The organism is Pseudomonas sp. UME65 (assembly GCF_014170225.1).
Taxonomy (GTDB): Bacteria; Pseudomonadota; Gammaproteobacteria; order Pseudomonadales; family Pseudomonadaceae; genus Aquipseudomonas; species Aquipseudomonas protegens.
The window spans coordinates 1-17,169 of the sequence record NZ_LZZQ01000015.1; the positions used below are offsets into that span (position 1 = coordinate 1).

12 protein-coding genes and 1 pseudogene are annotated in these 17,169 nt (G+C 55.6%); 11 read left to right on the forward strand and 2 right to left on the reverse strand.

Annotation, left to right across the window (positions count from 1 at the left end; genetic code table 11):
• Nucleotides 1–259: 259 nt before the first annotated feature.
• The 6 genes and pseudogenes from A9971_RS25145 to A9971_RS25165 all read left to right on the forward strand — a co-directional run bounded on the left by A9971_RS25145 (nt 260) and on the right by A9971_RS25165 (nt 10,570).
• On the forward strand, nt 260–1,981 hold the full coding sequence (locus tag A9971_RS25145) for a ShlB/FhaC/HecB family hemolysin secretion/activation protein (RefSeq protein ID WP_182999908.1): 1,722 nt from the start codon (nt 260–262) through the stop codon (nt 1,979–1,981).
• A 32-nt stretch (nt 1,982–2,013) separates the two neighbouring features.
• Nucleotides 2,014–7,974, forward strand: a complete 5,961-nt coding sequence (locus A9971_RS25150) for a filamentous hemagglutinin N-terminal domain-containing protein (protein ID WP_183001981.1) — start codon at nt 2,014–2,016, stop codon at nt 7,972–7,974.
• Nucleotides 7,975–8,004: 30 nt separating this feature from the next.
• Nucleotides 8,005–8,241 (forward strand): annotated as a pseudogene (locus tag A9971_RS32950) (DUF637 domain-containing protein); the annotation flags it as partial.
• A gap of 729 nt (nt 8,242–8,970) precedes the next feature.
• Nucleotides 8,971–9,321, forward strand: coding sequence for a hypothetical protein (locus A9971_RS32955; RefSeq protein ID WP_259656331.1), 351 nt, complete (start codon nt 8,971–8,973; stop codon nt 9,319–9,321).
• Entirely contained in the window at nt 9,318–9,716 is a 399-nt protein-coding gene (locus A9971_RS25160) for a hypothetical protein (RefSeq protein WP_182999910.1), read from the forward strand. Before A9971_RS32955 ends, A9971_RS25160 begins: the two co-directional genes overlap by 4 nt.
• Nucleotides 9,717–10,246: 530 nt before the next feature.
• Complete coding sequence (locus A9971_RS25165) at nt 10,247–10,570, forward strand: hypothetical protein (RefSeq protein WP_259652278.1); 324 nt, start codon at nt 10,247–10,249, stop codon at nt 10,568–10,570.
• Between the two features lie 182 nt (nt 10,571–10,752).
• Here A9971_RS25165 and A9971_RS25170 read toward each other — a convergent pair whose 3' ends face one another.
• Entirely contained in the window at nt 10,753–11,154 is a 402-nt protein-coding gene (locus tag A9971_RS25170) for a type II toxin-antitoxin system HicB family antitoxin (protein ID WP_182999911.1), read from the reverse strand.
• Nucleotides 11,155–11,189: 35 nt separating this feature from the next.
• Complete coding sequence (locus tag A9971_RS25175; RefSeq protein ID WP_041752740.1) at nt 11,190–11,372, reverse strand: type II toxin-antitoxin system HicA family toxin; 183 nt, start codon at nt 11,370–11,372, stop codon at nt 11,190–11,192.
• A gap of 692 nt (nt 11,373–12,064) precedes the next feature.
• Here A9971_RS25175 and A9971_RS25180 point away from each other — a divergent pair.
• From A9971_RS25180 to A9971_RS25200, 5 genes are all read left to right on the forward strand, one after another.
• A complete protein-coding gene (locus tag A9971_RS25180) occupies nt 12,065–12,583 on the forward strand; it encodes a sugar O-acetyltransferase (protein WP_053150430.1) in 519 nt (172 codons plus the stop codon).
• A 20-nt stretch (nt 12,584–12,603) separates the two neighbouring features.
• On the forward strand, nt 12,604–13,842 hold the full coding sequence (locus A9971_RS25185) for an aminotransferase class III-fold pyridoxal phosphate-dependent enzyme (protein WP_041117182.1): 1,239 nt from the start codon (nt 12,604–12,606) through the stop codon (nt 13,840–13,842).
• Nucleotides 13,820–15,607 carry a 1-deoxy-D-xylulose-5-phosphate synthase N-terminal domain-containing protein gene (locus tag A9971_RS25190; RefSeq protein ID WP_220802792.1) on the forward strand — a complete coding sequence of 596 codons (1,788 nt, stop codon included), beginning with the start codon at nt 13,820–13,822 and terminating at the stop codon, nt 15,605–15,607. Before A9971_RS25185 ends, A9971_RS25190 begins: the two co-directional genes overlap by 23 nt.
• 96 nt (nt 15,608–15,703) lie before the next feature.
• Nucleotides 15,704–16,549: an SDR family NAD(P)-dependent oxidoreductase gene (locus tag A9971_RS25195; RefSeq protein ID WP_015634986.1), complete on the forward strand. Its 846-nt coding sequence runs from the start codon at nt 15,704–15,706 to the stop codon at nt 16,547–16,549.
• Nucleotides 16,542–17,165, forward strand: coding sequence for a DUF1349 domain-containing protein (locus tag A9971_RS25200; RefSeq protein WP_053157465.1), 624 nt, complete (start codon nt 16,542–16,544; stop codon nt 17,163–17,165). The genes A9971_RS25195 and A9971_RS25200 overlap by 8 nt, the downstream gene beginning before the upstream one ends.
• The last annotated feature ends 4 nt before the right edge of the window (nt 17,166–17,169 follow it).

Consider the following 17,169-nt stretch of genomic DNA (forward strand, 5'->3'; position numbering starts at 1 on the left):
GGGTTGGTGATGGGGTTCACTAATGTGGTCAGTGCGGAGCAGGCGGCGAGCGTGGCGGTGCGGTTGGGGCGGGTTGTTGGGTGAGGAGGGGGGCTACTGACGGTTTCGCCCTGACGGTGACTCACTGTCGAAGAGCGCAAAAGTGATGGCTGGTTGTATCAAAAATGAAACAAACCAATACGTTTAATTGACGTCATTAAAACGCCAACCTAATATCGCCGCCGATTAATGGCATAAGGCTATATAGAGGGATCTAGAAATGTGGCGTTTGGTGCGTCGGACCGGGCTCAGCCTGCTGTCCGCTTTTTTTTGCCTGGGCATAGCCGGAATGGCCGAGTCCGCGCCCCTGCAGAATGTTCCAGGCGTCACAGACCTGATCCGGGATCGCCAGGATCGCTTGCTCGAAGAGCAACAACGCCGCCTCGAAGAACTCAAGGACCTGCCCGGTAAAGTCGCAGCGCCTAGCAAGCCTGCAGCGCCCAGCGACACCCGTTGCTTCGCCATAAAGACCGTCGAACTCAGTGGTGCCGATGCCCTGTCCGAGAGCGAGCGCACCAACTTGCTCAAACCCTATATCGGCCAATGCCTCGGCGTACCACAGCTCAATGAGTTGCTCAAGGTCATCACCGACCAATACATGGCCAAAGGGTTGGTCACCAGCCGCGCGTACTTGCCGCAGCAAGACCTTTCCAGCGGCAACTTGAAGGTGCAGGTGGTTGAGGGCCGACTGGAAGGAATGAAGGGCGCGGAAGGCAGTGGTATCACTGACCGCCAGCTGTTTATGAGCTTCCCTGGCAAAACGGGCGATCTGCTCAACCTGCGGGAAATTGAGCAGATGGTTGATCAACTGAACCGCTTGCCTTCTAACCAGGCGCAGATGGAGTTGGCGCCGGGTAAAGCCGTTGGCGGCAGCGAAGTGCTGGTCAAAAACACCCCACAAAAGCCCTGGCGCGTTGGCCTGTCGCGCCACAACGGCGGCCAGCGCAGCACGGGGGAGCAGCAGTGGGGCGTCAATCTGGATTGGGATAACCCTCTCGGCCTGGCCGATCAACTCTCGCTGCGTGGCGGTCACGATGCGGTAAGCGATCACCAAAAAACCTCGCGCAACTCGATGTTCAACTACAGCCTGCCGTTCGGTTGGTGGAGCCTCAATTACACCTACAGCGAAACCCAATACCGCTCTTTGGCCCAGGCCAGCGGTTTCAATTTCAAGCAATCGGGCGACAGCCAAAATCATCAGTTGCGCCTGGAGCGCGTGATCCATCGCGATGCCCTGAGCAAAACATCCCTCAGCACCGGCGTGGCGTACCTGCGCACCAACAACTTCATCGAGGACAGCAAGCTCGCGTTGAGCAGCAACCGCCTCAGCGAAGCCCAGTTCGGCATTAACCATGGTCGACGTATCGGTGGCTCATTCCTCAACATCGACCTGGGCATGCAGGACGGCATCGGTGCGTTCGACGCCCAGGCCAACCACAACCCGCGCCCCGGCCAGGCCGATGCGCGCTATCGCAAATACACCGCGACCCTGAGCTATCTGTACCCGTTCAAGCTGTGGGGCGAGTCGTTCAGTTTCAGCAGCCTGATGACCGGCCAGCGCAGCGAAGATGTGCTGTTCAGCCCTCAGCGCATGAGCCTCGGTGGGCAGTCATCGATTCGCGGTTACAAGGATCAAAGCCTTGCTGGTGACAGCGGCGGTTACTGGCGCAATGACCTGCGCTGGAGCCGTCCGGTGACCTGGGCCTGGATGCAGCCGGTGTTCAGCGAGTACGGCACCAGCCTGGGTTATGACCAGGGCGTGATCCGCCGCGATCGCTATAACGCCGAACTGCACGGTCGCATGACCAGTAACTCGGTGGAGCTGTTTGCACGCGGCCAGAACGTCGCCGCCACCGTGACCTTTGCACACTCTTTGGAACGACCGGCGCCAATCACTGAGCGTGAAGCGCCGATCTATTTCCGCCTGGATTTCTTTCTCTAAATTTTTACCGCCCTTGGGCATCGAGACATGACATGGACGTTCAACAGTTCGCCTTCCTTGCGCGCCAACCTTCTGCATCCCTGAAAAGCCGCTCCCACTTTATGGGCTTGCCCAAACGCGGGTTGGCGTTTGTTTTGGCGAACGTCATGTTCTGGCAACCGTTGCTGGTGCAGGCGGAGGGGATTGTGGTCAGCGCACCGGGCACCAGCCTGGGCCAGGCGGCGAATGGTGTGCCTATCGTCAACATCAGTGCACCCAATGGCAGCGGGCTGTCGCATAACCAGTTCCAGGACTACAACGTCGGCCAACAGGGAGTGATCCTCAACAACGCCACCAGCCGCACTCAGTCCACGCAGTTGGGCGGGATCATCCTCGGCAACCAGAACCTCAACGGTACGGCAGCCAGGGTGATCCTCAACGAGGTCAACGGCGGCAGCCCCAGCCAACTGCGCGGTTTTACCGAAGTGGCGGGGCAGTCGGCCCATGTGATCGTGGCTAACCCGTATGGTGTTACCTGCAACGGCTGCGGCTTTATCAACACCCCGCAAGCGACGTTGACCACCGGCAAGCCTGTGCTCGAAAACGGCCAGCTTCAGCGGTATCAGGTGGACCAGGGCAGCGTTGTTATTGAAGGGGCCGGGCTCAATGTCAACAACATCGACCGCTTTGAGATCATCACCCGCTCAGCCAAGCTCAATGCCGAAATTCAGGCCAAGAACCTGACAATCATTGCCGGCGCCAATGATGTTGATGCCAAGACCCTGAACGCGACTGCGCGTGCCACCGACCCGGCGACTGCCCCTCAACTGGCCATCGACTCCTCGGCCCTGGGCGGCATGTATGCCGGAGTGATCAAGCTGGTCAGCAGTGAAGCCGGTGTCGGCGTAAAGCTTGACGGCAAGATGCTCGCCAGTGGCGGCGATATGCAGTTGGATGCCAATGGTCACTTGAGCCTGGCGCAGGCCACGGCGGCGCAAGCGGTTGTCATCAATGCCAAGAGTCTGGATGCCCAGGGCGCGATCTATGCCGGTACCCGTGTCGAAGCCACCACCCAAGACACGCTGACCAACCGTCATTCCATCGCCGCTCAGGACAGCGTCAAGCTGACCAGCGACGGTCAGCTCAACAACCTTGGCTTGATCGAGGCCGGTGTCACCCCGCAAAGCACCCGCAACCAGAGCGGTGATGTGACCCTCACCGCCAAGAACATCGACAACCGTGGCCAGAGCGTCATCGCCAGTCGCGACCTCAAGGCAACCGTCAGCGAGACCCTCGACAACCGCGCCGGCACGCTGTCGGCGAACGCCGGGATGAACCTCAACGCCCAGGACATCGATAATCGCGGCGGCACCCTGACCAGTCAGGGCACGCTCAACACTACCCTCGGTGGTCGGCTCGATAACCGCGACAACGGTACCCTCGCCAGCGCCGGTGAGCAGACCCTGAAAGCAGCCGCGGTGCAGAACACCAACGGGGTCATCAGTAGCCAGAATACCCTTGCCCTGGACGTGGCCAGCCTCGACAACAGCAGCGGTAAGATCACCACTAAAAGCGCACTGACCCTGACGGGCACCACCGTCGAAAATGCTAAGGGTCAGATCACCAGTCAGGGTGACATCCTCGCTACCTCCAGAGTCTTCAACCAGCAAGGCGGCAAACTGATCAGCCAAGGCCAGCTCAGCCTGACCGCTGACACGATCGACAACAGCCTCGACGGCTACATCGCCTCCGTCAATGCCATGGGCCTTACTGCCCATCAGCAACTGATCAACACCGGTAAAGGCATCATCAGCACCCAGCAGGGCCTGACAATCAACGGCGGTGCGGTGGACAACACCACGGGCAGCCTGCTCAGCCAGAGCGGCATCACCGCGACCTTGGGCGCAGGGCTGAATAACCAAGATGGCAGCGTCATCACCCAGACCGAAAACCTCACCATCGAAGCCCACAACGTTGATAACCGTGGCGGTGTATTGGCCAGTGTTGCGGGCAAGCTCAAGGCCACTGCGGCGACCGTGCTGGATAACGGACAATCGCTCACCGCAGCTGACGAAGCGGGGCTGATCCAGGCCCAGTCGATCAACCTGGGCGCGCAACAATCGCTACTGAACAGCGGCGGCCAGATTGCTGCCCTGAGCGGCGATACCCAAATCACCAGCACGATCCTCGACAACCAGAACGGTGCATTGCTGGCCAAGCAAGCCCTGAACGTACGCGCCACCCATCTCAACAACAGCCAAGGCCGAGCCGCCGCAGATGCCATCGATTTTGGCCTGACCGGCGAACTGAACAATCAATCTGGCCTGGTCGAAGGCACCAGCGCTTTGCTGATCGACGCCGCGTCCATCAATAACCAGAACGGCAAACTGCGCTCCCTCGGTCAACAAGGCACCGCCAGCGTAGCCAGCGCGCAGTTGCTGGATAATCAGAGCGGCATGATCGAAGCCGCCAACCATGACGTCTCCTTGCGCATGGCCAGCTTCAAGAACACCGACGGCAATGTCCGTCACGTCGGCACAGGCACTTTTGCGGTCGATCTGGCGAAGTTCAGCAACATCGGCGGAAGCGTCGCCACGGCCGGCACGCTGACCGTCGACGCCGCCACCTGGGACAACAGCACGGATGTTCAGGCTGATGTGCTGAACGTCACCGTAGGCCAACTCAACCAGGCAGCCACCGGCAAACTAGCCGCCAGCCAAAGCTTCACCGGCAAGGGTGACAGCTGGACCAATGCCGGACGCATCACCAGCGGCGGAGCGTTCTCCCTGACCGCCGCCCATGTCACCAACACCGGTACCCTCGGCGGCGCCGGCAAGGTTGATCTGAATGCCGAAGCTGTGCGCAACGATCACGGCCTGATCTTCAGCGGCGCCGACATGGCGCTGCGCTTCAAGAACCTGACCAACTACTACGCCGACATCTACAGCCTCGGCGGCCTGAGCATGATGGCCCGCGACGGTGTGGCCCGCAGTGCGTCACTGGAAAACATCTCCAGCCATATCGAAGCCGCCAACGATGTGCTGGTGCGCAGCGACAGCGTAATCAACCGCAAGGACGTATTCAGCACTGTTGACCAATTGGTGTCGGGCAGCCTGAGTGTGAGGTGCTACGACTGCAGTGGTGACCACCACAACGTCGATTACATTGCTAACGAAGTCTCCAAAAGTGTGGTGGCGACAGATTCGGCCAGCTCATCTATCCAAAGTGGAGCCAAGTTGACCGTCGAAGGGTCCAGCGTGCTGAACAAGTACAGCACCATGGCCTCGGGCGCGGATCTGCTGATCACCGCCGACAACTTCGCCAACATCGGCGCTACCACCGGTACCAGCACACGCACGCGTACCTGGAACACTGGCCGCGTTACCGACGGTACGGATGAGCGCTTCCGCGCCAACTGGATTTACCCCTACAACGCCCAGCCCAACCCCAAGGTATTGCCGGTGGGCGCGCTCAACTCTTTCAACCTGGTGGGCGACACCACCACCGTGACCCCGGGCGATCCCATTGCCTCGGTGATTCAAGCGGGCGGCAACATCAGCATTCAGGCTACCCAGCAGCTGGAAAACAGCAGCATCGTCCAGTTCACGCCGCCGACGCCCGTCGCGGACAAGGGCGGCGCCACGACCGTGACCAAGCCCGCCGTGGTGGTGCTGAACTCGCAACTGCCACCGGACCTGGCACAGCAACAAGTCAACCCGACCACCATGCCGGGCTTCGCTCTGCCGAGTGGTACGAACGGGTTGTTTCACGTGGTCGACAGCGCCGCCGTTGCCAAAAATAGCCAGGATCTGAGCCAAGCCAACATCCAGGGCTCGGACGCCAGCCGTGTGTTCGTCGGCCCCAAATACCTGGTCGAAACCAACTCCGCCTTCACCGATCTCAAGCAGTTCATGAGCTCGGACTACCTGCTGGGCAAGCTGGGCTACGACCCTGAAACCAGCTGGAAGCGCCTGGGTGATGGCCTCTATGAACAGCGCCTGATTCAACAAGCCGTCACCGCGCGCACAGGTCAGCGCTTTATCGCCGGCCAGACCACCGACGAAGGCATGTTCAAGTACCTGATGAACAACGCCATCGCCAGCAAGGAGCAACTCAACCTTTCCGTTGGCGTGACTTTGACCTCGCAGCAAGTCGCCGCACTGACCCGTGACATCGTCTGGATGGAAGACCAGGTGATCAATGGCCAGCACGTGCTGGTGCCCGTGCTGTACATGGCCCAGGCGAACAACCGCCTGACGGCGGATGGGGCGTTGATTCAGGGCAAGGACGTCACCTTGATTGCCGGTGCGGATTTGAAGAACTCCGGCACGTTGCGCGCCAGCGAAAACCTTTCGGCAGCAGCGGGGAACAACCTCGTGAATACGCGGCTCGCGCAGGCCGATGAAAAGCTGAAGTTGGTGGCGGGCAAGGACCTGGTGAACATGCAAGGCGGCATCCTCAAGGGTAAGGATGCTGACCTGAGCACCTTGACTGGGGATATCCGCAATGACCGGACCATCACCACGATTGAAAACAGTGGGAAGGGCTTCAGCTCCAAGACTGCAGTCGTCGATAGCGCCGCGCGGGTTGAGGCCGAGAACAACCTGAAGATGCATGCAGCGCGGGATTTGCTGAATGTCGGCGGTGCCATTACCGCAGGCAAGAACGCTGAGCTGAGCGCGGGTAACGACGTGGTGATTGCGGCGGCTCGCGAAGAAACCGGCTCGACGCGCCAGGACAAACGGCATTTCTGGGCGCAAAGCCAGACGGTGCAGCATGCCAGTGAGATCAAGGTCGGTGGGGATCTTGATGTTGTGGCGACGAACGAACTGACGATGGTTGCCAGCCATGTCAAGGCAGGCGGCGACGTCAACTTATCCGGCAAGGATGTGAACCTCCTTGCGGCGGCCAATGAAGAGTCAAGTGAGTACCGCTATAAGCGCAGCGGCAAGAAGATCAAGCAGGAAGAGGACCATGTTCGCCAACAGGGCACGACGATTGAGGCTGGTGGTGATGTAAACGTTGCGGCGCTGCAAGACCTGACGATGGTCGCCAGCAAAATCAACGCCGGCAACGAGGCCTATCTGGTCGCCGGTAAGCAGTTGAATTTGATGGCTGAACTCAACCGCGACTACTCCCTCTACGACATGAGCAAAAAAGGCAGTTGGGGGAGTAACGCGGCGAAACGCGATGAAGTGACGCAGCACACTAACGTCGGCAGTGAAATCAAGACGGGCGGCGATCTCACGCTCAAGAGCGGCGGCGATCAGCGTTACCAAGTGGCAACCCTGGACAGCGGTAAGGACCTGACGCTGGAAAGCGGTGGCCGCATCGTGTTTGAGGGCGTGAAGGACTATCACGACGAGAGCCATACCAAGAGTAAGGGCGACTTGGCTTGGTACAAGATGAAGGGCGAAGGGAAAACCGATGAGACCCTTCGACAAAGCGCCCTGATCGCTCAAGGCAAGCTGGTGATCAAAGCTGCCGAAGGCATTCGTATCGATATCAAGCAGGTCGATCAACAGAGCGTTAGCCAAACCATCGATGCGATGGTGCAAGCGGACCCCAACCTGGCCTGGATGAAGCAGGCGCAGGCCCGTGGTGATATCGATTGGCGCCAAGTCAAAGAAATTCACGACAGCTTCAAGTACGAGTCTTCTGGTCTCGGCGCTGGCGCCAAGATTGCCATCGCTATTCTGATGTCTTTCATCCTCGGCCCCGCTGGTTTGGGGTTGAGCGGGTCAAACCTGGCAGTTGCTGCCAGCCTGAGCACGACTGCGGTCACTAGCACCATTGATAACAAGGGCAACCTTGGTCTGGCGGTGAAAGATACGTTCAGTACGGGGAGTCTGAAGAGCGCTGCGATTGCAGGATTTACGGCTGGGCTTCTTGATTACGCCGACGACAAATGGTTCACGGCAGCCGATGGCGCTGGCTCGGCCACACAGGGTATTCAACCCACGGATGGTGCTGCAGTAGGCGCGACCACCCCTTCCAAAGATATCTTCCGTTGAAGCAATGCCTCTGATGCAGCGACTCGTACCGTTGGACGAGCGCTTATCTCGAGCGGAGTGTCCTCGGCCATTGGGGGAGGCAGTTTCGGCAGCAACTTCAGTGCGGCCTTGATGGGCGAGGCCGGCCAAATGGCCATGGCCTCCGGCTTCAACTGGATTGGTGACAACGCCATTCATTTTCCAGATGCAAGCGTCCAGAAAGTGGTTGCTCACGCGATCATGGGCGGCCTGCTGGCTGAGCTGACAGGCAGTGACTTCAAGACCGGTGCGGCAGCAGCAGGGCTCAATGAAGTCATGGTGAGCTCGATGGGCGACCTGGGTCGGGATAACAAAGAGCTGAGGCTGGTTCTATCGCAACTTACCGGCTTGGTAGCGGCTGCGGCAGTCGACGGCGATCTGGACAAAGGCGTTGCCATCGCCAAAGGCGCCACTCAATACAACCATGACCTGCATGAAACTGCGGCGAAACAGGTGGCCCAGGAAGCGCTGGACCACTGTCGCAAAAACCCTCAGCTATGCGATCTGGGTATCGATTTCAGCAAGTTGACGGTCGACGACATCGTTTTTGCCATGCGTGTAGAGGGGGAGCATGGAAAGGGGATAGAAAACGCCAAGCCGGAAGCAATCGCTTTTGTTGACGGCTTCATGTTCAGCAGAGCTCCTAAACTACGTGACGCTTTGTACACTGAAACGGAGTCTGAGCGGAGTAGGCTTGATGTCGAGAATAAGGCGACTTTGGCGCTTTCGGTCATCAGTCTTGGCAATGCGGTTCGTAATTTTGGTAACTTCCTGCAAGGATTGGTGAGAGCGACGCCAACAGGTGTACCTGTCGTCAAAGCTGTGGATGAGCTTGCGGCAAAAGAAGCTGCAGGAGCTTCAAAGAACTCGAATGTGACAAGTGCCATAACAGATGCGGAGGCTGGAACTAGCGGGCTACCGAAACTCGGCTCTTTGAAAGGAGAGCCTGAGCTCCCACCAAAAAATGCGTCTCCAGACATGGTTCGGTCAATAGAACGTCAAAATGAGGCGTCTAAAAAACTTGCCCAAGCAGGGTTTGATGTCGAACAGTTAGCGAACACGGGTCGGAAGGGTGGGAATCCTGATTTGCGAATTAATGGTGACTTGGCTGATGTATTCTCTCCTAGAACGAATAGCCCTATTTCAGTATTAATGACTGTCACTGAGAAGGTTGAAAAACAGGCTAGCAGTGTTGTTGTGAATTTAGCGGACTCTCCACTAACATTTGGCGAGATAGAGAAAGCACTGCGATCTCGTCCTGTTGAAGGATTGAAAAAACTTTATTTGATGAAAAACAATGAATTCAGGGTGATTGAGGCTTCAAAATGACTATTACTATGAGCCTTGAGGCTGAAGAGGGTACCTCATTCGATAAGGTTTCCTTAGCCTTATCAAAAGTTGGAGCTGAATACTCGGTTGATGATAAATATTTGACTGGGAATTTTAATTTTTCGAATTGCTATTTTGTCTTTCGCTATATTGTTCCTCATGACTCTGTGGTAGCAGAGGGTGTGGAGGCCGATTGGGAAGTAGGTGTGCGAGGTGCATTCCATTCGCCTATTGACTCACTCTCGGAAAGTTGGGCGGATATTAAGGGTTTTCTTATGGAGTTTTCGATGGAGACAAGTCGGAGATTTGTACTCTCTTTTCAATATGAGAGCGTGTATGCAGTTCGAGATCAACATGGTGTAAAATTTTTTAAGAGTATGATTGATGATATTTAGAATCCATATTCCTTCTTCTTAAGCGGGGCAAAAGCAACAGGTGGCGCTGCTGGAAAAGTCGAGGAGTTTATCTCGCCAGGAATGGATCGCCATCCCGCCCGGTTAACCTCGAGTTTCCTCCGAGCGTTGTTGATGGGATGGAGTATCCGTAAATATAAAAAATATGGTGGGCTGCTCCAAATAATTTCCCGTTCATTCTTTAAAATATTTCTGTGTTTGCGTTCTTCACTGCGCACGATTGCGTTTAATGAGATTTCAGCCAGGCTTCCTGCGAGCGGCAGTTGTAAATCAGCGATTTACAACCGCTGCCTTAGACACTGAGCTATCACCATTGCTGCAGCTGGTTGGTTATTCTGCCATTTCAACCAGAGCCCTCAAACGCCCTGCAAAACCCTCAACGCGGCTTGATCCAAAATACCCGATCGGATTTGGGGACAGAGGAAAGGCTGCGAAATATCATTCCGATCCGCACACACATACCTACGAATATGGTCCTGGCTATGGAGTAAATGGTAAGACGAGAGTAAAGCATGATTAAAGTTCTGCAATTGAATGAGTTGCTTGTTGATCACAACTGCTTGCGCGCCATTGACATTCAGTTGAACGAAGATGGGGTGGCTTATGATTTATCCCTATCGATTTCGGGTTCTGAAAAGGCAGGGGCTGATGTCGTGCGTATCAGGTTTATTGATATCAGTCATTTTTCGTCCCGTGATATTGGTGGCGGATTGACTCAGTTGATGCATATGAGCGTGAGTAAGCTGGATTCGGGTTTTGACCGGATGCGTTATCAGTTGGTTGATCTTGAAGATAATAAGTTGTCGTTTTACTTCTCATCATTTTCGGTTGAGTAGAGGCTGCAAAAGAGCGGCGGTGCGTAGTTGGCGTTGAGTGTGCAACGGGTCGTCTCAATGCAGTCAGGTGATGCAGCCATTTGGCCGGCCACACCCCCTGTGGCGAGGGAGCTTGCTCCCGCTGGGTTGCGCAGTAACCCCAACCGGTTTCTCTCCGCTTAGCCTGCCCTCTGCCGCCGCTTTCAGCGTCCGAGCTTTTCCAGCGCGGCATCGGCCAGGAAGGACGAACGGCTCTTGATGTTGTGCTCGCGGACAAAGCGGTCGATTTGCTGGATGACATAACCCGGCAGGGTCACGTTGACCTTTTCGGTCTTGCCCAGGTAAGGCGTGATGTCGATCTCCAGCATGCCCCAGCCCATGCCCGCGAACTCGGGGTTGGCGCGGTGCTTGCGGGTGGGAGAGGGCAGGGGGATGGCGTGCCCCGCTCGGGCCAGCTCTTCGAGCATGACGTGGGCAATCTCGATGGCGGCGCTGTAGGCGGTTTCGAAGGTGTCGCCGGCGGTGACTGCGCCGGGAATATCAGGAATCTGGATGCCGGTGGCGGTGTGTTCGTCGCCCCATTCGATGCAGATGGGATATTGCACGGGGATCTCCTCAATAGGTGCGAAGGTGGCGGGAGCTAGATCAGTTCAGCCAGTTTTCTGATGGCCCTGACCGTACCCCGTGGCAGATCCTTCTTCGGGTGAGGCGCCGGAACGGTGTTGGGCCTGTAAGGATGCTTGAACAGATGATGGCTTTCGGTGACTCGCTCCAGCACCCATCCTGTGGCTTCAAGCTCCTTGATCAACTGTCTGCTTTGCACCTCCATCTCCTTATCGGGGCGAGAGGTGCTTTATAACTCCAGGCGCATAATGGCGCAGGTTGAATTGTGTGTCTGGAGTTATGTGTCGGGACATGTCGTTCCGGGTGGTTTTTGGCCTTGGACGGTTGGGCTGGCCGTTCAGGGAGGCTTGGGTGTCGAGGTAGAAAATGGCGCCGTCATAGCAACTTTGCCAGCAGGCCGCGAAACGCTTGCACACCTCAAAGCGCTGATCCAGATCGGCCATGCGTGCCTGATGTGCGCTCAGTGTTTCCTTCAGCAGTGCTTGCTGGGCTCGGTAGCAGCAAGTCCCTTATCAGCCTACGCATCGCTGGTCAGGTGCGACGCGTAATTGGCAGCCCATCGGCGCCGTCACACTTAATCCAGAAGGGAAGTAACAGGCCCTGAAAACAGTGACAGAACAATACGACTGACGTAATAACAAATTTGCAAAGCGCTGGTGGCGAGTGTAGAAGGTGGAAAAATTTCAGAAAGTTCTGAAGTATATTTAAAAAATAAATAGTAGATGGAGATGATGATGGCTGAAGGGGATCAGGCTATTGGGGAAGTGTGGGCGTTAGTTGTTGGTGGTAGTGGCATTCATGGAACTAATGATTGTCTTTTTTGCCCCCGTTTACTTGCCGATCAGCACGGCATGAGTGCTCTCTGTTACGCCCGTGTGTACAGGGTGGCGTATGCGTGAGTTCATGACATTCGATGCGGCGGAACCTGCTTTAGTTGCCCGTAGGCGCATCGCCCGTGCTTTGTGTTCCTCCATCAGCAATAACCCTGATGGTCGGGAGCCGCTTTATAAACTCCTGTTCGGGTCAGTGGGTGAGGGGTTTGAACAGTGGGGCAATTTCTTTTGTGAGTTTGGTTCGAACATAAACATTGGTGACGGTGTTTTTATTAACGCCAATGGGGTGTTCCTCGATGCGTTTGAAATAAACATCGGGAACCGTGTGTTTATCGGGCCTCATGTCGGTATTTATACCTCTAACCATGCCAAGGATCTTGAGCAGCGGCGTCGTTATATAGAATCGGGTGCACCTGTAGTCATTGAAGATGATGTATGGATTGGCGGCGGCGCAACAATCTTGCCGGGCGTCACAGTGGGTAAGGGGTCAATTATCGGTGCGGGTGCTGTCGTGGCAAAGTCGGTTCCGCCACACAGTAAAGTGCTGGGCGCTGGTTCTCAGGTTTATCCGATCTAATCAATAGAGGGCATAAAGGGATGTTTGTCTATCAGTCACGCGTGAAAGATCAAATTGTTGGCTCTGTTAAAGATGTCAGTGTTCATGCAGAGGGTGGCATCTACACGGATGCGATTTCGGGCATGTTTAACGTACCGTTCGGGTATTCGTGCGACCCCATCAAGCAGCATATTTCCAAAACGTTGACGGATCTGCCTTTCCACCCCAAGGATCATTTCTATTCGTCCGAGCTGTTTGAAACTTCAGAGCTGCTGCTCAAACGCGCCAAGATGGAAGATGGCGGCTTGCTGTATGTCAACAGCGGCTCGGAAGCCATCGAGTCGTCGATTGCCATGGCCTTGGAATATCACCAGCGCAAAGGCAATACGTTCAAGAAGAAAGTGATCTGCCGCAAGCACTCCTATCACGGCGCCACCTTGGGGGCCCACAGTATTACCGGCAGGAACGATTTCAAGGACCTGCGTTGCAGCGGTTACGACACGATTCGGATCAACCCGCCATTCCCTGTCGTTCACGAAGGTCAGGCGTTGGAAATGCACAGCGTGGCGGATGTGGAGAATATTATTCTTCATTATGGTGCGGAGCAGATCGCTTGCATTATTTTCGAGCCGGTCAACCATTTGAAAGGGATGCGGCAAACTCCCGGCGAGTACCTGATCGGTATTCGTGAACTGTGTGACCGTTACGATATTGTGATGATTACCGATGAAATCGTGACCGGCGCCTCTCGAACCGGAGAGTTCTTGAATACCCATCAGTTTGGGGTTTCTGCCGATATCGTCGCGCTCGGGAAAGGCATCAGCGGTGGTTATTACCCGGCATCCGCTATGGCGACATCCCATAAAATCGCTTCGGTGTTTGACAAGCCAGAGCCGTGGATCCCGTTTTCCTATTCGCATACCTATGCAAGCAACCCGGTTTCGATCGCGGCCATCAATGCGTCGATGCGCGTGCTGGAACAGATAGAGGCCGCAGGGCAGCTACAAAAACTCATTACAAAGACTCAGGCGCTGTGTCAGGAAATCGCCGGGAATGAGCGGATCGCCCGCATTGAATCCCACGGCTTGCTGATCGGCATAACCCTGGACTCAAGCCTTGGGGAGCAGGCAGGCAAGAAGTTGGGTGGGCTGTGCTTTGAAAGGAAGTTGATTATCCGAGGTGAGGAAGATTGGGCTTGCCTGGCGCCCGCCTACATCATGTCAGAAGAAACGCTAAGTGACGTGTTCGAGGTGTTGAATGAATCAATTAGTCAGTTATGACCTCGAGCCAGTTGCCAGCCTGTTGACGCCGTTATATGGCATTCGTCAAAGCGTGCATAAACGGAAGGCGTACCTGACGGACGATGAGTATGTGCGTGCCAATGAGGAAGTTGAAGTCGGTATTGCCGAGTCGTCGAAGTGCCAGACGATCAACGAACTGTCGGTAGCCATCGCCAGACAATTTACGCCGTTCTATTCAGACGTAAGGGTCTGCCTGGAGCGGATTCATGAAATTGCCGGTTACGGAACCCTGGCATCTTGCCTGTCGTCACTGAACATTGCCGAAGCACTGTTTGCATTGGAACTCTGCAATGCGGCAGGGGTGGCCAATCAGGATCTGGTGATTGGCAGGGGGCATATTGCGCCATTGTTTTATGCTTATCGTCATCTACTCAACGGTATGCCTTTGGCTTTTTTGGCTGCGGTTCACGACAAGATTCCGGCTGTTGTCAATAAACACTACGGTTTTGCCTACAGCATGCGGCATAGCCTGGGCGAGGGAGTGGGCATTGCGTTGGGGCGGGCCAATACCAATCGTGATGCACGTGTTATCTGTGTGGCGGGTGATGGTGAGTTGAACGAAGGGGTGTCTTTCGAGGCGATTCGCCTGATTGGCGAACTTGAGGTCAAGAACCTGACGTTGATAGTGGACAACAATGGCAGAGGGATTGACCCACTTCCCGGGAAGTTGAGGCCGGAGTATTTGGCCGCCTACTTCTCTGATGTTTATGAAGTGGATGGACACGACACCCAGGCGATCAGTGAACACATTCGCCAGGCAGAGAAGGACCATCGCTCGGCCGCGATCATCTGTCATACCGAAAAAGGCGTTCACTCCTTCAAACGTGCCAGCCATCAGAGTTTGATGACGTCAACGGACGATCAGCAGAAGAATGATCTGAGGAAAGCTTCCAGTTGCAGTCGAACGGCCGACATTATCGAAGAAGTTCGCTCAGGGGCACCTGTCCATGTATTCACCGCGGATCTGGCCGCTCGGTTTGGCCTTAAGTCATTGTCCGGTTATTGCAACACTGGCCTGGCCGAGTCAGCGTTGCTGACCTGCGCGATGGGGTGCCCGGATGATGAACTGAAGTTTGTCCTGACCGATGACAAGTATTACCTCAACGCGATAGATGTACTGCACTCTGCTTTGATTGCCTGTCGTAATTTGCATGTCATTGGCGCTCGGAAGAACGGTGTGTGGGGCGGCGCTACGTACGCCTCAACCGTATTCAGCTTGCTGACGGAGGAAACCGTATACGAACTGACAGACCCTCTCGATCTGTTGGCCTGTATTCATCGGCAGAAAGCACAGGGTGGAAACGGCCTGTACTTAATGTACGACCAGCCCATGGAAAGAGTGTGTGCCCTGAGAGAGAAGTACCGGAAGCTGTCTGAAGATATCTATATTTTTCAGCCCGAGTTTGCCGCCGGTTCATTGATAGTGTCATCGGAGTCGATGGCGTATGAAGCCTTTCAGGTCGCCACGACAAAAAGATGCACGCATATCCGGTTCCTGTCCGTTCGGCCGGATCTTGAGCTGGTTAAAGAGATGCTGAGCCAATGTGCCGAAATTATTGTCGTAGAACATAACAGTGGTCGCTTCAACCTGGCTGAATACATTGAGTCCAGGTTGCTGGTTCGAGTTCGCAAGGTCTTCAGTGATGCCTACGAGTGGCCAACAACCGAGACTTTCCAGGCAAATGTTGCACCTCGAGCACTGGGTGCATTGTTGGCTGATCCGCCGTACGCATTAGTTAATTAGACTTCACACGTTTAAATGCAGTTTCAACTACTTATTGGTTTTCTGAGCCCTGTATAGGGTTCGGCGGGCTTTCTATGGATTCAGGAGCAGTGGTTTATGACGCAGGGAAATAAAGCGCAAGGCAAGTTGTCCGGTAAAACCATGATCGTCGTGGGCGGTGCCAGAGGCATCGGCTCCGCGATTGTTGAAGTACTGGCCAAAGAAGGTGTTCATGTCTACATCTTTGATACCGACCGGACACCCAATGCAATCAACCACTATCAAACTCAGGATGTCAGTGGTTATCAGGCGGCTCGCACGCTGGCGGCGGATCTGGTGGAGCAAGGGCTTTCGGTAAAGGCCATTGCGGTCGACGCAACGTCTGAAGCCCAGGTCATAGAAGCCGTAGCGGGCGTTGTCCATGAGTCAGAGCACTTTTACGGCCTGGTCAACGCCATTGGCAGCAGCCACCTGATCAACACGGTTGAATCATCGTTGAGCGAGTTTGACGCGATCGTGCAAACCAACCTTACAGCGCCTTACCTGACGTCGCGTGAAGCTGCCCGCGCACTGATCCAGAGGGGCAAGGGTGGCGCGATCCTGAATATCAGCTCCATTGCCGCAAAAGTCGCCTTTCCTGGAATATCTTCCTACTGCGCCGCGAAAGCCGGGTTGCAGGGCTTCTCTGGCGCCTTGGCGCTGGAGTTGGCCACTCACAATATCCGGGTCAACTGCGTTTGCCCCGGCATCGTCAAAACCAATATGTGGAAGTACCTGGAGAACCGCCTCATCGAGCCCAACGAGTCGCTGGATGACTTGTGGGCTCGCATGGAGGGCCTGATCCCGTTGGGTCGTACACAGATCCCGGAAAACATTGCCCGGTTCTGTCTGGCGGTGCTTGAGAACGAAGACATCACGGCTCAATCCCTGTCGGTCGATGGCGGAATGAACCTGTATGGATGACACCGTTGGCACTACGCCTCTTTTGCGCGAAGACCCGAACACCGTACTGAGGATCAGTGATCGTGTGTTCGCTGCCGAGCATTGCGCACAGCTGCGTTATGTAGCGCCGGTTCTGAAAATGCGAAGCGAACCCGGTAGCGATTCGTTCAATATTCCAGGGCTTCATACAGTGGACAGCTTGGGCACTTTGCTCACGTCCGTGACGGGAGAGTTTGCCCTTGGCGCTGACATCAAGTTATTCAGCCTGGCCAAGTTTGATGCTGCAGGGCTCTTTCTTGAAGTCGGGCTGCACAAGCTGAAGTTCGGTGTTGAAGAGTACGGCAGCCACAAGAAGATCGTATCGGTGCATTCATCGCCTTATAGCGATGAAGTCAATGGCATCGAGGTAAACGATAAGCCTGTGCGGCTGTTCATTTCGCGAAGTGGGGATGTGTTCTCGTGTTATCTGAGTGGCTCTGAGGGTGCGGTGGTGTTTCATCGGGCGTTCTATGTGAGCAACTGCCCGGATGAAGTGCGCGTCGGGTTTAGTGTGCAGTCGCCCTTTTCCGAGGGAGCGGTCGGGGAGTTTTCCCGGATTGAAATATCCTCACAGTCCATGGGACTCATCAGAGAGTGAGCAG

Coding starts and splice junctions, on each gene's coding strand:
- A9971_RS25150 (WP_183001981.1), top strand. CDS start 2,014: ATGGACGTTCAACAGTTCGCCTTCCTTGCGCGCCAACCTTCTGCATCC.
- A9971_RS25180 (WP_053150430.1), top strand. CDS start 12,065: ATGCGTGAGTTCATGACATTCGATGCGGCGGAACCTGCTTTAGTTGCC.
- A9971_RS25200 (WP_053157465.1), top strand. CDS start 16,542: ATGGATGACACCGTTGGCACTACGCCTCTTTTGCGCGAAGACCCGAAC.
- A9971_RS25165 (WP_259652278.1), top strand. CDS start 10,247: ATGATTAAAGTTCTGCAATTGAATGAGTTGCTTGTTGATCACAACTGC.
- A9971_RS25160 (WP_182999910.1), top strand. CDS start 9,318: ATGACTATTACTATGAGCCTTGAGGCTGAAGAGGGTACCTCATTCGAT.
- A9971_RS25195 (WP_015634986.1), top strand. CDS start 15,704: ATGACGCAGGGAAATAAAGCGCAAGGCAAGTTGTCCGGTAAAACCATG.
- A9971_RS32955 (WP_259656331.1), top strand. CDS start 8,971: ATGGTTCGGTCAATAGAACGTCAAAATGAGGCGTCTAAAAAACTTGCC.
- A9971_RS25190 (WP_220802792.1), top strand. CDS start 13,820: ATGAATCAATTAGTCAGTTATGACCTCGAGCCAGTTGCCAGCCTGTTG.
- A9971_RS25185 (WP_041117182.1), top strand. CDS start 12,604: ATGTTTGTCTATCAGTCACGCGTGAAAGATCAAATTGTTGGCTCTGTT.
- A9971_RS25145 (WP_182999908.1), top strand. CDS start 260: ATGTGGCGTTTGGTGCGTCGGACCGGGCTCAGCCTGCTGTCCGCTTTT.